Origin of the sequence: Gottfriedia sp. NPDC056225, assembly GCF_042267765.1 — a bacterium.
Taxonomy (GTDB): Bacteria; Bacillota; Bacilli; order Bacillales; family Bacillaceae_G; genus Gottfriedia.
On record NZ_JBHJTJ010000059.1, the window covers coordinates 1 to 17,287 of the forward strand.

16 protein-coding genes are annotated in these 17,287 nt (G+C 32.8%); 4 read left to right on the forward strand and 12 right to left on the reverse strand.

Going from position 1 to position 17,287, the window contains the following annotated elements; translation table 11 throughout:
• Nucleotides 1-638, forward strand: a 638-nt coding sequence (locus ACFCYN_RS22405) for a CorA family divalent cation transporter (RefSeq protein ID WP_375951885.1), incomplete at its 5' end; no start/stop codon positions are given.
• Between the two features lie 7 nt (nucleotides 639-645).
• Here the strand turns inward: ACFCYN_RS22405 and ACFCYN_RS22410 are convergent.
• A complete protein-coding gene (locus ACFCYN_RS22410) occupies nucleotides 646-1,593 on the reverse strand; it encodes an AAA family ATPase (protein ID WP_172445084.1) in 948 nt (315 codons plus the stop codon).
• Nucleotides 1,594-1,853: 260 nt separating this feature from the next.
• Between ACFCYN_RS22410 and ACFCYN_RS22415 the strand changes: the two genes are divergently transcribed.
• Entirely contained in the window at nucleotides 1,854-2,828 is a 975-nt protein-coding gene (locus ACFCYN_RS22415) for a tyrosine-type recombinase/integrase (protein ID WP_375951888.1), read from the forward strand.
• A 42-nt stretch (nucleotides 2,829-2,870) separates the two neighbouring features.
• Here ACFCYN_RS22415 and ACFCYN_RS22420 read toward each other — a convergent pair whose 3' ends face one another.
• From ACFCYN_RS22420 to miaA, 3 genes are all read right to left on the reverse strand, one after another.
• Nucleotides 2,871-3,491, reverse strand: a complete 621-nt coding sequence (locus ACFCYN_RS22420) for an FMN-binding negative transcriptional regulator (protein ID WP_375951890.1) — start codon at nucleotides 3,489-3,491, stop codon at nucleotides 2,871-2,873.
• A gap of 114 nt (nucleotides 3,492-3,605) precedes the next feature.
• Nucleotides 3,606-3,827, reverse strand: coding sequence for an RNA chaperone Hfq (hfq, locus tag ACFCYN_RS22425; protein WP_056470298.1), 222 nt, complete (start codon nucleotides 3,825-3,827; stop codon nucleotides 3,606-3,608).
• 23 nt (nucleotides 3,828-3,850) lie between these two features.
• Nucleotides 3,851-4,813 carry a tRNA (adenosine(37)-N6)-dimethylallyltransferase MiaA gene (gene miaA, locus ACFCYN_RS22430; RefSeq protein WP_375951903.1) on the reverse strand — a complete coding sequence of 321 codons (963 nt, stop codon included), beginning with the start codon at nucleotides 4,811-4,813 and terminating at the stop codon, nucleotides 3,851-3,853.
• A gap of 197 nt (nucleotides 4,814-5,010) precedes the next feature.
• On the opposite strand from miaA, the gene ACFCYN_RS22435 reads away from it, so the two are divergent.
• Nucleotides 5,011-6,852, forward strand: coding sequence for a dihydroorotate dehydrogenase (locus ACFCYN_RS22435; protein ID WP_375951892.1), 1,842 nt, complete (start codon nucleotides 5,011-5,013; stop codon nucleotides 6,850-6,852).
• Nucleotides 6,853-7,010: 158 nt separating this feature from the next.
• Here ACFCYN_RS22435 and ACFCYN_RS22440 read toward each other — a convergent pair whose 3' ends face one another.
• The gene (locus tag ACFCYN_RS22440; protein WP_172445088.1) at nucleotides 7,011-7,190 is read right to left on the reverse strand and encodes a hypothetical protein; all 180 of its coding nucleotides are present in this window, start codon (nucleotides 7,188-7,190) and stop codon (nucleotides 7,011-7,013) included.
• Between the two features lie 388 nt (nucleotides 7,191-7,578).
• The gene (locus ACFCYN_RS22445) at nucleotides 7,579-8,244 is read right to left on the reverse strand and encodes a DUF2642 domain-containing protein (RefSeq protein WP_098121932.1); all 666 of its coding nucleotides are present in this window, start codon (nucleotides 8,242-8,244) and stop codon (nucleotides 7,579-7,581) included.
• Nucleotides 8,245-8,992: 748 nt separating this feature from the next.
• Here ACFCYN_RS22445 and ACFCYN_RS22450 point away from each other — a divergent pair.
• Complete coding sequence (locus ACFCYN_RS22450) at nucleotides 8,993-10,366, forward strand: ArsB/NhaD family transporter (protein WP_375951895.1); 1,374 nt, start codon at nucleotides 8,993-8,995, stop codon at nucleotides 10,364-10,366.
• A 371-nt stretch (nucleotides 10,367-10,737) separates the two neighbouring features.
• Here ACFCYN_RS22450 and ACFCYN_RS22455 read toward each other — a convergent pair whose 3' ends face one another.
• From ACFCYN_RS22455 to ACFCYN_RS22480, 6 genes are all read right to left on the reverse strand, one after another.
• Nucleotides 10,738-10,968, reverse strand: a complete 231-nt coding sequence (locus ACFCYN_RS22455; RefSeq protein WP_172447640.1) for a universal stress protein — start codon at nucleotides 10,966-10,968, stop codon at nucleotides 10,738-10,740.
• 174 nt (nucleotides 10,969-11,142) lie between these two features.
• Nucleotides 11,143-12,348 carry an MFS transporter gene (locus ACFCYN_RS22460; RefSeq protein ID WP_172445090.1) on the reverse strand — a complete coding sequence of 402 codons (1,206 nt, stop codon included), beginning with the start codon at nucleotides 12,346-12,348 and terminating at the stop codon, nucleotides 11,143-11,145.
• Nucleotides 12,349-12,444: 96 nt separating this feature from the next.
• Nucleotides 12,445-13,788, reverse strand: a complete 1,344-nt coding sequence (locus tag ACFCYN_RS22465) for an APC family permease (RefSeq protein ID WP_375951897.1) — start codon at nucleotides 13,786-13,788, stop codon at nucleotides 12,445-12,447.
• 37 nt (nucleotides 13,789-13,825) lie between these two features.
• The gene (gene tdcB, locus ACFCYN_RS22470) at nucleotides 13,826-14,830 is read right to left on the reverse strand and encodes a bifunctional threonine ammonia-lyase/L-serine ammonia-lyase TdcB (protein ID WP_375951899.1); all 1,005 of its coding nucleotides are present in this window, start codon (nucleotides 14,828-14,830) and stop codon (nucleotides 13,826-13,828) included.
• Between the two features lie 147 nt (nucleotides 14,831-14,977).
• Nucleotides 14,978-15,943: an L-threonine 3-dehydrogenase gene (locus tag ACFCYN_RS22475; protein ID WP_375951901.1), complete on the reverse strand. Its 966-nt coding sequence runs from the start codon at nucleotides 15,941-15,943 to the stop codon at nucleotides 14,978-14,980.
• 48 nt (nucleotides 15,944-15,991) lie between these two features.
• Nucleotides 15,992-17,185 (reverse strand): glycine C-acetyltransferase, encoded by a 1,194-nt coding sequence (locus ACFCYN_RS22480; protein ID WP_172445094.1) that lies wholly within the window; start codon nucleotides 17,183-17,185, stop codon nucleotides 15,992-15,994.
• Nucleotides 17,186-17,287 lie beyond the last annotated feature (102 nt).

Genomic DNA, 17,287 nt, shown 5'->3' on the forward strand with positions numbered 1-17,287 from the left:
GATTCAAATATGTAACCCAGGAATTTAATCAAAATTATATAAAAGTAGATCATACAGGGCATATTTTATATCAAATTTTTCATGAAGTGATTGAGAAGTTTCTAATCTCGATTGATCGTTTTGCAAATGAAATTGAACAAATTGAACGAGACTTATTTAATGATCCCTTCAGAAAGGACTTAGACAAGAAAATTTTCACATGGAAAGTTCAATTACAGGATTTAAGACAGCTTGTTGAACCTCAAGTTAATGTTATTAATCAAATAGTAGAAGCAGATTTTCAATTTTTAAGTGAAGATGCTGGATTTTATTTTAGTGAGTTAAAAGAAAATTATGAAAGAATAGTTAGTGCACTTGATGACTTTAAAGAAAATATGGCAGGAATCATTGAGCTTCAAATGTCTTTAAAGTCCGACCGGACAAATGATATTATGAAAACTTTAACATTAATAAGTGCCATCTTCTTACCGATGTCATTTATCGCTGGGTTTTACGGGATGAATTTCATTAATATGCCTGAGTTAAAGTGGAAGTATGGTTATTTGTATTGTATCTTCCTAATTATTCTAATTGGCATCCTTATTTCAATTTATTTTCATTTTAAAGGTTGGTGGGGTAAAAGGCGTTTTACTAAATAATCAATCGTTAATTAATTGAGTCGATTTTGTCTGAAGTAAATAAGTCTTTTTCTTCTATTCTCATTAGAATTTCACGATTAAAATCGTTTTCAAATACTAATCTAGTCGCTTGAGTTCGAATCGACTTTTCAACAATATTTCGGACAAATCGTCCATTACTAAAATGAGCACGATTTTCAAGTTTAGCTTTCTGTATATAGTCTCTTAGGCGATATTCCGCTTCTCGAGAAAGAATATATTCACGGTCTACAAACATTTTTTTCGATATATCTAAAAGCTCTATTACTGAATAATCCTGGAATTCTAATATGAATGGAAATCTCGATTTCAAACCTGGATTTAAACTTAAGAAATAATCCATTTCGGAAGAATAGCCCGCAAGTATAAGTACAAAATCACCATGCTTATCTTCCATATGTTTAACAAGTGTATCAATAGCTTCTTTTCCGAAATCCTTTTCTCCACCTCGGCCTAGTGAGTATGCTTCATCGATAAAAAGAATGCCTCCATTTGCTTTTTTTACTAAATCCCTAGTTTTTTGAGCAGTATGACCAATATATTCTCCTACTAAATCCGCTCTTTCAGCTTCGATTAAATGGCCTTTTGAAAGAACACCCATTTTTAAGAATAATTGTCCAATAATCCTTGCGACAGTTGTTTTCCCAGTTCCCGGGTTTCCTTTAAACAACATATGCAAAACTTGCTTTTCAGCCTTTAAACTCAGTTCTTCTCTTTTTTTATTAATAAATATCCAAGCATAAATTTCATGAATCATTTTTTTTATTTCATCCATGCCAATTAAATGTCTTAGTTGATCCTCTATTTCAACCAATAACTCATGTTTAGGCTTTTTAACTGTTTCAATACTTGGAGTTGGAGAAACCTCTCCTCTTTTCACCGTATTAAGTACAACATTTATTTGACCGTTATCTTTTAACCGAATTGGTTGCTCCAAATATGACACCTCTCTTTAATCTATCAACATTCGTTCATGCATCTATATAGAAAAACCACAAAGTATCTCGTAATAACTCGCATTTTCTTTTTTCCAATAAAAAATTCCAAAATTACGTTTTTACTATTATATGTACGAACAATAACTTTCAAAACTCTAATTCTCTGACATTATCTTTTAATTGGATAACATTACTAAATTTTACTAAATTCTATTAACGAATTTGTTATAATTAGAGAAAAAGAGAAGAGTTGATAAATTTGACGATTCCAAACTTAACGACTACTACATTACCAGATGTCATCTTGCAATTTGCCTCTCACTTAAATAGTAAAGGTAGAAAAGAGTCTACGATTAAACGATATTGTTATGACTTAGAAGAATGCTTCCGCTACTTTAAGAAAGTTAACGAGAACTTAAGTACATTACAAGTGCAAAGTTTTAACGAATACTTTTACTATTTAACATCTGAACGGAAATACAATGAGAAAACGATGCATCGTATTTATGTTGTCCTTAATCAATTTTATAAATTTTTACAATCAAACAATTCTTCAATTGAAAATATCATTCCGTTTACTAACTATTTAGCTGGTCCTTCCAGAGCTCTATCCCCTGATGATTTTATTACTGAGGAAGAAGAAAAAAAATTACTATCAATTGTACAATCCACAGCAGAATTATCGGAAAAGCAATTAAAAGCAAGACCATTTTTAATGGATCGCAATGAAATAATGATTAGATTAATGTTATATTATGGGCTTACATTAAAGGAATTAATTGATTTACAAATGAGAGATATCAATTTCGCCTTAAATGAACTAATAGTACATAGTAAAGAAGGAACAAAAAGAACAATCATTCTTTTAAAAGAAGATCGAATGCTTTTATATAAATATTTTGTTACAATCCCTGAGCCGGTAAGGCCTCATTATCATTCAAATCATCCGCTTTTTGTCGCATTTGATTATAACCGAATGACGTTCCACTGGGTTTATGATACCGATTCACCGAAAGCACTGACAGAAATCGCTTTTCAAAAAATGCTTAGGTTAGAAGTTAAAAGGACGGGACTGCGGAAAGGACTTTGCTCACAGCATTTAAGAAACACTTTTATTTTTAGAAAAATTCAAGAAGGATTATTAGCCGAAGAAATTCAACAATTAGTAGGGTTGAAAACATCAGTTTCATTAAAACGTTACTATCAATTTTTTCAAGAAAATAAAAAAGAATAAGGAATTGTATAATGAAGGGGATAGGAAAGCTATCCCCTTTTTTTACTTCTGCTCCTTACCTTTCATGAGTTCTGCGATTTCTTTAGATGAATACTTTTCTTCATTTTGCAATGCAGCGATTACTCTTTCTCTTCTTTCCATCGTATGATTTTGGCTTAATTTCTTTTTACCTATTAGTTCAGTCACTTCAATTTTTAAGCAAACTATTCCTGAAAGTAACTTTTCTACATATTCTTGGTGATCTTCATATTTCCAAGGTTTTGCTTGACCTTTTTCAAAGTAATCAGTCGTCATTAAAACAATTTGTCTCATTTCATCTTTGTCTGTTATCGCTTCAACGTTTCCATATGCATGGATTGCGGTATAGTTCCAAGTTGAAACAGTATTTTTTTCTTCATACCATGTTGCTGAAATATAAGCATGTGGACCTTGAAAAATAATTAAACATTCTTTTCCATTTATCGATTTCCATTGGGGATTTGGCTTAGCTAAATGTGTGATTAAAAATAGTTTTTCCCCTTCTTCATGTATGATAAATGGCAAATGAGTTGCCTCAATTTTTGCTTCGTTGTTATTGGATAATAATATTCCGAAGCCATTTTTCTTCATTTCAGCTATTAATTGCTGTAGATCCTTTTCTTGAAATTCCTTTGGAACATACATGTAAATTCTCCTCGGTTTTTAGTTTACATAATATTGTTATATATAACTACATATTTTAAGTTCATGAAAAAAGAACATTGACCTTATGATCAATGCTCTTTTTTCTATCTATTTTTACATTTCAATTTGTACATTTTTAGATGGTACAAACGTTGAAATCGCGTGTTTATATATTAATTGTTGTTTTCCTTCAACATCTAACAATACCGTAAAGTTATCAAAGCTTTTTACTTTCCCTTTGATTTGAAATCCATTTAGTAAAAATACTGTAACCGCTAGATTGTCTTTACGTAATTGGTTTAAGAACTGATCTTGAATGTTGATTGATGTTTTCATGTCCTTTTCCTCCTCTTCTACCTCTACATATATTTATTCGAGATGAAATAGCCCTTTCCTTCAAGTAGAGCTAAAATTTCCAGTTTTTTTATATCAAAATTATGTCCATCCATTTCAAACCAATGGATGTTCATTTTATTTCTAAACCAAGTCATTTGTCTTTTTGCATATCTTCTTGAGCTTTGTTTGATTAAATCAATCGCTTCATCTTTTAATAAGATTCCATCAAAATAATCGTAAAGTTCTTTATAGCCAATCGCTTGCACGGATTGACAATTACGAATGCCTTTGTCATATAACATTTTTGCTTCTTCTATGAGGCCTTCACCCAACATTAAATCAACTCGTAAGTTTATTCGATTGTATAATAGCTCCCTGTCCATCGTTAATCCAATGATTTCTGCATCATACAAATATTCAGGCTCTCGATTAAATGCAGTCTCCGAAAACTTTTGTCCTGTCAGTTTGAATACTTCAATTGCACGTATCACTCTTCTGACATTATTCATATGTATTTGTTTAGCACTTTCTGGGTCAATTTCTTTTAATTGATCATGTAATGCTTGATTCCCAAAGGCCATTGCATAGCCTTCTAATTGATTTCTTAAAAGCTCATCACCTTCTTGTTCAGCAAATTCATATTTTGTTAGCACACTTTGGATATATAATCCAGTACCACCAACTATAATTGGAATTTTGCCTCGACTAGCAATTTCTTTTATTTTTTCTCGAGCTAGTTCTTGAAAATCTGCAACAGTAAATGAAGCTTTTGGATCAAGGAAATCGATTAAATGATGTGGGATTCCTTCCATTTCTTCTTCCGTAACTTTAGCTGCTCCAATATTTAACTCTTTATAAACTTGCGTTGCATCGCCATTAATAATTTCACCATTAATAGCTTTTGCGAGTTCAATACTTAGTTTTGTTTTACCTACAGCAGTAGGACCTACGATGACAATCACTTTTTGCATATTTACCATTGTAATCACATATACGCCTTTCTATACAACCTTTTCCTTACTTGTCCTACTAATTTTGAAAGTGGATAACTCTTTTTATTTATACCATATATATACAAAAATTCCAATGTGATGTGAACTCATTCACATGTAAAAAGAAAGTGTTTTCAAAATATGTGGTGTGCAAGTAAACTATAAGTAACCTAAAAAAATGAGGTGAACTCATGCCTGATTGGTCTTATCATACAATTTTCAAACCAATCCTATCTAAGTTTCCATCTAATATCTCTAGAGAATTCATTCATCATAGTATGAATACGATTTCTACGATTCCATTTGGTCAACATATAATCGAATTTCTTGGCCATTTAAAATCTGACAATACTCTTGGTATCGAAATACATCATTTAAAGTTTAAAAACCAAATTGGATTCTCCTCTAAAATTGACCCTTTTCTTACAGGTACAAATGCTTTTATGAACTTAGGCTTTGGCGTAATCGAAATTGGTCCTATCTCTTTAGAAGGTGCCGCCTTTAGCAATAGCCCACTAATTGATTTGAAAACAGACAAATTAATCGGTTATGAAACAAATAACACTTTAACGGCAGAACAAACAGTTGCTAGACTCTCTAAACTGAATAAGAAAACGCCGATTTTCGCTAGACTTGTTGGAGACTTTGAACAATTTAAATTAATTGAATCGAAACTTGCTAATTATGTAGATTCTTTCATTATAGATACTAAATTAGCTGGAGAACTGTTTGATCATAGTTGGTCTTCTTCTATACCAATTTGTCTTTCTATCAATTCGAATGAAATAGATGTTCAAGCTATACGAAAATATCACATGATTGATTCAATATTAATTGAAGAAACGCCGGCTTTTTCTGATGTAGAACAAAAGAATTATCTAAAAAATACACTTCATACATTAAGATTAAATCATTTTGAAAAGCCCATTTTTACAAAAGGAGGAGTAGTTGAACCAATTGATGCAATTGAATTAATAGACGCAGGGGCTTCATTAGTTTTTTTGACTCATGGCTATGTTATAAGTGGTCCAGGTCTCCCGAAAAGAATCAATGAAGGATTATTGTTTAATAGAAAGAATGAGTTTACAAGTTTAAATAATGGGTGGATTTGGTACTTTCTATTTGGTCTTTTCATGTTTTTTGGTGGTTTACTAGCTCTCTTTATTAGTTTAACATCTATTCTTCTTCCATATGATGAACACTTTTTAAACATTCATAGAAATGGAATTTTACAGTTTAACGATCGAATCCTTCCATTTATGTCACATGATCGAATGACACTAGCTGGAACCATTATGTCAGGTGGTATACTTTTTATGTCACTTGCAAGAAATGGAATTAAACATAACTTCCATTGGGCTAAAAAAGCTTCTGATATTAGCGCTATTTTCGGTTTTTTAGCAATATTTTTATTTATTGGTTATGGCTATTTTGATTGGTTACATGCCTTATTTTGGATCGTTTTATTATTGCCATATTTAATTGGATATTTTAAAACTAAAAGACTGGATAGGAGTCCTGAATCTGAAAACTTAACAAACAATAAACACTGGAAATCTAGTTTAATAGGTCAATTGTTTTTTATTATATTAGGATTTTCAATTACGCTAGGCGGATGTATTATTTCATTTGTAGGCGTAACTACGACATTTGTAAAAACTGACTTAAATTATTTATGTATGTCTTCCTCCCAACTTAATGAATTTAATAAAAACTTAATCCCTGTTATTTCACATGATCGAGCTGGCTTCGGTGGCGGATTAGTAAGTGTTGGACTACTTGTACTGATGATTTCATTGTGGGGATTCAGGCAAAATCAGCAGTGGATTTGGTGGACATTATTCTTAGGAAGTTTACCGGCATTTTTTACTGCATTTGCAGTCCATTTTATAATTGGCTATACAGACTTTTACCATCTTTTACCGCCGATTATTGCAAGCGTATTTTTAATGATAGGAGTTATCAAAACATATAAATTTTTGAACTTTCCAATGAAAAAAACTATTAAACACACATCCATCGGAATAAAATAACGATGTTGTTCAAGTAATTTATAAAAATTCAAATTTTAAACTTCCATTATATAAAAAGAGGATCATCATTTTTTTAATGATCATCCTCTTTTTATATACACTTCTTTATTTACAAAATTACATAGGTCGTAATTTGTGTTGAATCCAACTTTTCTTACTTAAAATGGTCCAGGTGAATTATTCGTATTATTTTGATGGCTCGTTGTATATCTTCCAATTTCTTCATCCATTGTTTGATTATTACTCTTATCTGGAGTACCAGTTCCATACTTCTTTTCCATAAAAAATCCAAATCCGATCATAATGATAACAAATCCCAAAATTGCATAACCAACCATAGTCATATACCTCACTTTGTTTTCAATTGTAATGTTGGTTCTATCTAAAGAAATTATCATTAACAAATGATTAATCATCAGTTCAAAAGATTAAATTCTTATAATATAGTATTCAATATAGCACTAAAAAGTCCTTTTTATATTTTACGAATCCTTCCATTTGCTACCAAAATATCCCTTTTTAATCTTATCTTTTTTATTATCAACTCTTATACAATTAAACTTCCATTTTGTATTACGCAATATGCTCGAGTTTTAATTGAAATAATGTTAATCACAGGCCAGTGAGCAATGACGTCCAGCGTGGTAATTGTATGGCAAAAAAAATGAACTAAAGTGGAAATTTAAATTCTTATATTTGATATGTAGTATTCTTAATTAGTCCTTTTTAAGGTAAATGAACGGATTTAATATGATTCAATCTTAAATATACGATATCTCCACTTGCAACTGATATTTCTAATACGCTATTTTCAACAGAATTAAGTAACCCAATTTTCATCGGATCATTCCCACCATCAAAAACAACAAGCTTCCCTTCTTCTTTTTTTAATTGCGATTCAAACGAACGTACGAATGGGACATTTGATGGGTTAATTGGAAATTTAACATTATCAATTGAGTAAGGCGTAACATTGTCATTGTATGGAGTGAGCCACTTTAAATGAGAAAATGAAATATACATTGTTTTAAATACTGGTGTGTAAAAAACGATATAATCACTTAAGACATTTGTAATATATCCATGAAAAGTTAGATTACCAGTCACATAGATTTCTGAAAATATGCCTCTTGCATTTGTTAAGACTTTGCGGTATGAAATTGATTCAATTTCATTTGCAATTGAAGGTTCGATCGGTTGTGGGATTTTCTCATTAGAAAGTTCGCTTAAATGAACTCGATGAACGTGAATCCAAGGGATATAATAGTATTTTCGACCGTTATATAAAACTAATATGTCTTGTCCAGCATCTGTCAAAATACCTTCAAAGGCTATATCACCAGACAAAAGCACAAAAACTTGTCTACCTTGTAATGAATCTATATAACTCACTTTTTATCCCCCTTTAGTAATCCCTTAAAAACTTAAGTATAATTTATAATAGCTCTGTAATAGAGCGAAAAGTTGTATTAAGACTGAGATGAAATTTTGATGCATTTCGTTAAGCCTTCCGTTCTACTTTTATTCTATTTTTCTGTAAATTATGCATTCAAATTAGCGATACTGATGTTTCTTCAAAAGTAATCGTAAACTCTGTCACTAAAGATTGTATTAGCCGTTGAATTCTTATCTGTGTTTAAGGTAAAGATATTCCACTCCTATTTAATAAAAAACATGTTCATTCGCCACTTGAATATTCTAATATAACAATGCGTTTTTGCTTCTTTGTTATTTTATTACTTTATCAATGTAACGAAATCTTCACATAAACTTATATAACAATATAGACTAATTGTTCGAACATATTAAATAGATCAGTGCATGAAGAAGTTCAAAAGCCCCCTCTTCAATTACGAATAGGAGGTTTTTTAGTTGTTCTACGATTTTTTTGATCATACAAAAAAACTGTACTTTTGTCATGATAGTTATTTATCTTTAGGGGGCATTTTCATTACTTAGGTAAAAAGCCTATCTTCTAAAAATTAGTGAAATAATCCAAAGCATGATTGATATTTTAGAATATTAATATAACAAATGGACAAGGTTCATTAAATATTTTTTAGAAGGTGGACAACCGTTTATTAAATCAAAAGGTTGAAATCTTCCTATAGAAAATGCGAAAGGAGAAATTGAATATAGAATGTTTACTATAGCATTAACGATTTTTACATTTATAGTAACGGTCGTATTAATTATGTGGAGACCAAAAGGACTAAACGTATCTATTCCCGCTCTTGCCGGAGCTACGTTAATGGTCATTAGTGGTGCTGTATCCTTACACGATATGAAAGTAATCGCTTCGGATGTTGGCGGAGCATCGGTGACGATCATGGCAACCATTGCTATGGCACTTGTTCTTGAAAGTTTCGGTGTATTCCAATACGTAGCAGATTTTTTAGCTAGACTCTCAAAGAATTCGGGTAAACGCCTGTTTTGGTACATTAGTTTAATGAGTTTACTTATGACCCTCGTATTTAACAATGATGGTGCAATCATCATTGCAACGCCAATCATCATCATTCTTCTAAGAAAGTTGGGACTTAAACCTCATCAGCAAATCCCATATCTATTGAGCGCAGCGCTCGTCGATACAGCAGCAAGTGCCCCACTTGGCGTCAGCAACATTGTTAATTTAATCTCTATAAAAATCATCGGAATGAGCCTCGCAACTTACTCTGAAATGATATTCGTCCCTTCAATGATAGGAGTAGGCGTATTAGCGGTATTGAATTATGTAGTATTTCGAAAAAAACTGGTTATTGATTTGAAACAAAACCGTTTATCAAAGAAACATAAACCGAAGCCAGGAAACCATCCTTTTGGTCCAAATTTTGAAGCGTCTCCTGCCGAAATACAATTTGAAACTCCTTCGAAAAAACAAAAATTATTCATGACAAATATCTTGATATATGTCTTAGCCATTCGTGTAGCGCTATTTGTCGGTGCTGACTTTGGAATATCACCTTCAATTACTGCTGTTGTTGGAGCTGGCATCCTCTTGATTTGGCGATGGATTAAGATGGGCACCTCACCAATGGATATTATCCGAAAAACACCGTGGCATGTACTCTTTTTTGCTTTTGGTATGTATGTTGTCGGATCTGGTATTGCAAACGTGGGATTAAACTCATGGCTAGTGCACCAACTTCAACCGTTTATCGAAAGAGGCTGGTTTAGCTCAATTGCTGCAACAGGAATTGCAGTTAGTTTAATGTCAGACCTGTTTAATAATCACCCTGCTTTAATGATTGGCACATTAAATCTGACATCAATGCATATGAGCCAAATGGATCTTCATGTAGCGTACCTTGGAAATATTATTGGTAGCGATATCGGTTCACTTCTAATGCCAATTGGCCTATTAGCAACACTTATATGGATGTTTGTATTAAAACAATATAAAGTGCACATTAGTTGGGCACAGTATCTCCGTGTAACAACATTAGTCATTCCTCCGACTGTAATAGCAACTGTAGTATTATGTTACGCTTGGATTCGTTTGATTTATGGCTAAACAAACTATTCACAACTAGAAAGTGAACAGATTCCCGTTAAGTGAAAATTAGCGAAGTTTAATTAAATTATTTGATTAGAATGGAGTAATCTTAATGATTCAAGCAAAAAAAATAATCCATCCAGTTTAGCAGCCCGAATGGATCATTCATAATTGCAGAATTGATTTGACCGTGACAGAAATGACACGGTCTTTTTTAATACCTATATTTAGCATATGTTTTTTAATCATTTATGTTCACATTCAATAAAACTTTTATAATTGTTTTACATTGTAATTAGTTAAGTTTCTATAGAATTTGTTGTTATCAAATTTTTGTTTGGTTTATGTTACTAAGTATCTTTTCTCACTATCAATACAGGACAATTCGTTTAGTGAAGTACTCGATTACTAACACTTCCAAGTATTGCGTGTTTAAGCACACCTTTTCCACTTCTACCCATAACAATTAAAGTGTGGTGGTGATTATTTGCATAATCTAAAATGATCTGTGCAGGCATGCCATCTTTAATATGTACTTCAAAATTCACACCAGACTCCTTTAAGAAATCAATTGATTGATTTAAAGCTTCTGTATTTTCTTCATCAAGAAGTTTATCAATATCTACATCAACCGAAAATTCTTATACCGGTAAGTGATGATTAACCATTAATATCGTTAACTTCTCAGCGCTTATCGTTTTAGCTAGTTCCACTGCATGATGTAATGCACGCGATGAGGATGCTGATTAATCAAATGGGACGAGTATTTTATTATACATTTTTCTTTCTCCTTTTTAATGACCTTCAATATGATCAACATGTGATAAATGTTTCTTGTTTGCCCATACCGTTAATACTCCGATCAGAACAAATGCCCCTCCAACGTAGAATGGTACTCGAGGATTAAAGCTTTCTGCCAATTTTGGAGCAAGCCACGGTCCAACCGCACCACCAAGGAATCGAACAAAATTGTAAGCCGCTGAAGCGACGCCACGATCTACAGTTGAAACATTCATTACTGACGTGGTAATCAATGTATTGTTAGCACCTAAAAATAATCCTGCTATAACAACGGCTGTTATTAACCATAGTTCTGAATCGACCCCTATGCCCATTGAAATCAGTGTTAAAGCAAACAGAAATAACACCCAGCACATTGATTTGATTGCACCAATATACTCTTGCATTCTTGGAGCAACAAGTACGGATGTAAAAGCTAACGCTATACCCCATCCTAAGAATACATAACCTAAACCATGCTCTTTTAACCCCATTTCTGCGAGAATAAATGGCGTAAAGGCTAATAAAGTAAAGAAACCAATATTGTAAAGAAAAGCTGTTAAACCTAATGTAAATAGTCCTCTATTTGTCAAAGCCTTCAGTGGATCTAAAATAGAAATCTTTTTATCGGACTTTGGAAGATTTGGCATTTTTATTAATAAAGCAATCAATACAATAACCATTAATACACTTACCCCATAAAAAGGACCTCGCCATGTAATAGCTCCAAGTTCTCCACCTAAAAGGGGCCCGACAGAAATACCTAGACCAATAGCTGCTTCGTATAGAATAATTGATTTTAATGGTCCTGAATTTGATAGACTGACGATCGCAGAAAGAGCTGTTGCAATAAATAATGCATTCCCTAATCCCCAACCAACACGGAACCAAATAATCTGACTAATACTACTTGATGAACCAGATAATGCTGAAAAGAGGATAACAAGACAAACCCCAGCAATAAGAGTCCATTTGATTCCAATTTCACTTGAGACCATACCAGTAAAAATCATCGAAATTCCCATGATTGCATTATAACTAGTGAATAATAATGAAACCTGGCTAGGTGATGCATGCATTTGCGCACCGATAGCTGGTAGAATCGGATCAACAAGTCCTAACCCCATAAAAGAAATAATACAAGCAAAAAACAATACCCAAATGACAAGTGGTTGTTTTTCTGATTTCACTTCACTTACTCTAGCTGCTGCTTGACTCATAAAATTATCGGTCTCCTTTTTAACCTATGGCTTCCATTAAAATAATTTTCAACTCGAACTTTTTCAGTAAGTGCTATAGATACTAGGATTCTTTTATCATTCATCATCAATTACTATATGTTTATTTCGTAATATGTAATATACTGGTAGTCCTATTAAAGTTAAACCAATACCCCAAAATGCTAATATTGTATGCGTTATCAATGTATTGACAACGATGAAAATCCCTCCAATTATTGCGATTGTTAAAACAATTGGTAAAAACGGTACTTTATACGGTCTCTTTAAATCGGGTTCTCGTTTTCGTAAAATGTACACAGCCATGAATGTTAATGTATAGAAAATCCAGATAACAAATACTAACATATCAGTAAGTAAGTCAAATCCACCTATAAACATCATAAAAATGGCAACTAATAGGATAAATAATCCGGCATTATATGGGACGCCTGTTTTGGATAGTTTACCAAACCAACCACTAAAAGGAAGCTTATTCTCTCGTGCCATAACATATGGAACTCTCATTCCAGTCATTGTATATCCATTTATCGTGCCAAAAACCGAAATCAAAATTCCAATTAGTACAAGCTTACCTCCAAGATTTCCAAATAATACTTTCGAAACTTCAGTTGCAGGAGTTGCTGTCCCAGCTAATTGCGCTGCAGTCAAAACAAATAAAAATGAAATATTAATCAATAAATACACAGCCATGACGATTGCAAGTCCAAATACGATTGCTTTAGGTAAATCATTTTTAGGATTCTTCATTTCTCCTGCTATGTTTCCTACAAGAATCCATCCGTCATATGCAAACATCGTTGCAAGTAATGCTGAACCTAAAGCTGGCAAAAAGCTGCGATCACTTCCAACTTCAATCGGAAAGAGCTGAAAGGTCACATTTCCTTCATGCATTAATCCAAATATAATCAAAATTGCCAATGGGATTAATTTGCAAAAAGTAAAGAGTGATTGAATACTACCAGCCGTTTTTGCCCCTAAAAAATTCATTAAAGTGATGAAAATTGCAGTAACTACAGCGATCATTGTTACGATAAATTTATTCGCACTTGCATTCATTCCAAAAATCGAGACTGCTTGTGTTCCAAATATGATTGATAAAGCTGCTATATTTGCTGGAAAATAGATAATCGTTTGTGCCCAGCCTAATAAGTATGCTGTCATATCTCCATATGTGTGCTTTAAATAGGTAATCATTCCACCTGTTTTAGGAATTGCAGCAGCAAGCTCAGCTCCTGATAATCCTGCACAAATTGTAATAATACCTCCAATAATCCATGCTAATAAACCTAAACTTGCGCTTCCAGTAGCTCCATATACGGCTGTTGCCTTAAAAAATACTCCCCCACCAATAACAGTACCAATTACGGTAGTTAAAGCTGCTATAAACCCCATTTCTCTTCTTAGTTTATTTTCTGACATTTAGACCCACCCATTCTTCATACTGTTAACAATAGGATTACTTTACTTCATTTCCAAAGAAATGTTCACACACGCTAGATATTCTTTCTAAGTCAACATTCCCACCTGATATGATGGCTACAACTTTTTTATCTTTTATATACTTTGCTGCTTTACCTGATAAAATTGCTGCTGTTGCTAGAGCACCCGAACCTTCTACTACAGCTTTACCTCGTTGTAGCAAATCCTTCATAGCAACTTCTATTTCTTCTTCACTTACGAGCACAATCTCAGTTACTAATTCCTTTACAATTTCATAGGTTAATTTTCCAGGAACTTTTACTGAACAACCGTCAGCCATAGTAGGTGCTTCAAAATGGCTAACGATTTCACCAGCATCTATTGAAGCTTTCATTCCATGGACATTTTCTGCCTGAACACCAATAATATTGATTGAAGGATTAAACGATTTCAAAGCAATCGAAATGCCTGATATTAAGCCCCCACCTCCAATTGGTACAATGACAGTATCAACATCCCATAAATCATCTAAAATTTCAATACCGATTGTACCTTGTCCAGCTATTATGTATACATCATCGTATGGATGAATAAATGTTTCGCCAGTTTCTTCTCGGATTTTAGCACAATAATCTTTCGCGTCATCAAACGTATCACCGTATAAAATAATATTTGAACCGTATCCTTCTGTTGCTTCAACCTTTGCTTTTGGAGCAGTTGAAGGCATGATAATTTTACTTTTTAAATGTAAAAGTCTTGATGATAGCGCGACACCTTGAGCATGATTACCAGCTGAACACGCAATGATCCCTTTATTTCTTTCCTCATCCGTCAAATGATTAATTTTATTAAATGCACCTCGAAATTTAAAGGAACCTGTTAATTGCATATTTTCAAGTTTTAAATAAATCTCACCATCTGTTTTTGAAGTTAAGTAGAATGATTTTACTAAAGGAGTTTTACGTACCTTATCTTCCAGAAGTTCATATGCCTTTTTAATATCCTTAATCGTTAAAGGTAACGATATATTATCTAAATTCATATTCTAACATCCTCTTTTATCCGCATTTCAATTTATCATTAATCGATACTTGATAAAATAAGTTTGTGTAAAAGTACTTAACAAAATACTAAAAACACGGATTAGTATAAGGGTAAAAAAAAGAAGGAGACAATTGTCTCCTTCTTCTTATTGTGCTTGTGTTACATTTAGTTTTGCAGCTAATTTGTTTAACATATCTTCAGTCATTAAGTCTAGATCAAACTTCGGATCAAAACCCCACTCTTGTTTTGCTGCTGAAGAGTCAATTGAATTTGGCCATGAATTAGCAATTCCTTGACGAATTGGATCAATGTCAAAATCTAAAGTAAACTCAGGTATGAATTTACAAATCGATGCTGCAATTTGAGTTGGTTCAAATGACATCGCAGAAATATTAAATGCATTACGATGTACTAATTTTGATGAATCAGCTTCCATTAATTTAATAATGGCATCAATTGCATCTGGCATATACATCATATCCATATAGGTTCCTTCACCAATAAATGATGTATATTTCTTATTTTTTAATGCTTCATAATAAATGTCTACAGCGTAATCCGTTGTTCCTCCACCTGGTACTGTATCATAAGAGATTAAACCAGGGAAACGAACTCCACGAGTATCTACGCCAAACTTTTCAAAGTAGTAATCACATAATAATTCTCCAGCTACTTTGGTAACTCCGTACATTGTAGTTGGACGTTGGATCGTATCTTGTGGCGTGTTATCTTTTGGAGTAGCAGGACCAAAAGCACCAATTGAACTTGGCGTAAAGAATTTTAAGCTTAATTCTCTAGCAACTTCAAGTGCATTAACTAATCCACCCATATTTAAATCCCATGCTAAAGTAGGTTTAGCTTCAGCAACAGCGGATAATAGAGCAGCTAAATGAATGAATGTATCAACTTCATATTTTTTAGCAATCTCTAACATTTTTTCTTTATCCATTACATCTAAAATTTCAAAATGACCAGTTTCTAAAATTGGGCTTCCTTCAAGACGGCGAATATCTGTCGCAACAACATTTTCAATACCGTATTCACTTCTAAGACGCATAGTTAATTCTGAACCGATTTGTCCAAAACAACCAGTAATTAATATTTTCTTCATTCCTTAGTCCACCTTATAGTATTAATCAATCGAATGTAATATTTTATATTATTTAATAACGTTTAATTCGCGACCTACTTTTTCATAAATAGCTAAAACTTCATCTAGCATTTCCTTAGTATGCGCTGCTGTTGGCATATTACGAATACGACCAGTTCCAAGTGGTACTGTTGGGAATACGATTGACTTCGCATAAACGCCTTCTTCATATAGACGTTTAGAAAATTCTTGTGTAAGATTTTCGTCACCGATAATACATGGAGTAATTGGTGTTTCAGAATCACCGATATTAAATCCTAATTTTGATAATCCAGCTTTTAAGTAGTCTCCATTTTCCCAAAGCTTTTCGATTTTTTCTGGCTCTTCAGACATAATACGAATTGCTTCAATACAAGCAGCAGCACTTGCTGGTGTTAATGATGTAGAGAATAAGAATGGACGTGCACGAACTTTTAACCAATCGATTAATTGTTGTGAACCTGCTACATATCCTCCAACTACACCAACTGCTTTAGAAAGTGTTCCAATTTGGAAGTCAATTTTATCAGATAATCCGAAATGCTTAACTGTTCCAGCACCTTTACCCATAACACCTGAACCATGAGCATCATCGATGTAAGTAATTAAGCCAAACTCTTCAGCAATTTTTACGATTTCAGGAATATTTGCTACGTCTCCATCCATTGAAAAAACGCCATCAGCTATGTACATAACTTTTTCATATAAGCCATTTGTTGTAGCTTCTTTTGCTTTTTCACGTAAATCATCCATATCTTGATGTTTTACACGAATAATTTTTGCACCTGAAAGTCTGCAACCATCAATGATTGAAGCATGGTTTAATTCATCAGATAAAATCGCATCTTTTTTCGTCATAACTGCAGAAATAGCACCCATATTACAATTAAAACCAGATTGGAATGCAATAGCAGCCTCAGTATGCTTAAATTCAGCAATTGCCTTTTCAAGTTGATCGTGGATATCCATCGTTCCGTTAATTGTACGTACAGCTCCAGCACCTACACCGTATTTTTCAGTTGCTTCTATAGCAGCTTTCTTTAAACGTGGATGAGTAGCAAAACCTAAATAGTTATTTGAAGATAAATTTATAAACTGTTTGCCACTAATTTGAATAGTAGCCTCGTTAGAACCTTCTAAAGAGTTAATCTCATTATAGAGCCCTTTCTCTTTTAACTCAGCTAACTGTGGAGTTAAAAATGCTTCTAATGTCTTACTTGACATAAATACCAGCTCCTTAATTATCTTTAATTATCATTTAAAAGGAGTAAGCCCCCAACTTTTATATTTACTACTTATTATTAAATAAATATAAAAAATTATAGT

Excerpts from the sequence above, each read along its gene's own strand:
- tdcB (WP_375951899.1), bottom strand. The coding sequence starts at position 14,830 with ATGAATTTAGATAATATATCGTTACCTTTAACGATTAAGGATATTAAA.
- ACFCYN_RS22465 (WP_375951897.1), bottom strand. The coding sequence starts at position 13,788 with ATGTCAGAAAATAAACTAAGAAGAGAAATGGGGTTTATAGCAGCTTTA.
- ACFCYN_RS22435 (WP_375951892.1), top strand. The coding sequence starts at position 5,011 with ATGCCTGATTGGTCTTATCATACAATTTTCAAACCAATCCTATCTAAG.
- ACFCYN_RS22480 (WP_172445094.1), bottom strand. The coding sequence starts at position 17,185 with ATGTCAAGTAAGACATTAGAAGCATTTTTAACTCCACAGTTAGCTGAG.
- ACFCYN_RS22450 (WP_375951895.1), top strand. The coding sequence starts at position 8,993 with ATGTTTACTATAGCATTAACGATTTTTACATTTATAGTAACGGTCGTA.
- ACFCYN_RS22420 (WP_375951890.1), bottom strand. The coding sequence starts at position 3,491 with ATGTATGTTCCAAAGGAATTTCAAGAAAAGGATCTACAGCAATTAATA.
- hfq (WP_056470298.1), bottom strand. The coding sequence starts at position 3,827 with ATGAAAACATCAATCAACATTCAAGATCAGTTCTTAAACCAATTACGT.
- ACFCYN_RS22440 (WP_172445088.1), bottom strand. The coding sequence starts at position 7,190 with ATGGTTGGTTATGCAATTTTGGGATTTGTTATCATTATGATCGGATTT.
- ACFCYN_RS22460 (WP_172445090.1), bottom strand. The coding sequence starts at position 12,348 with ATGAGTCAAGCAGCAGCTAGAGTAAGTGAAGTGAAATCAGAAAAACAA.
- ACFCYN_RS22475 (WP_375951901.1), bottom strand. The coding sequence starts at position 15,943 with ATGAAGAAAATATTAATTACTGGTTGTTTTGGACAAATCGGTTCAGAA.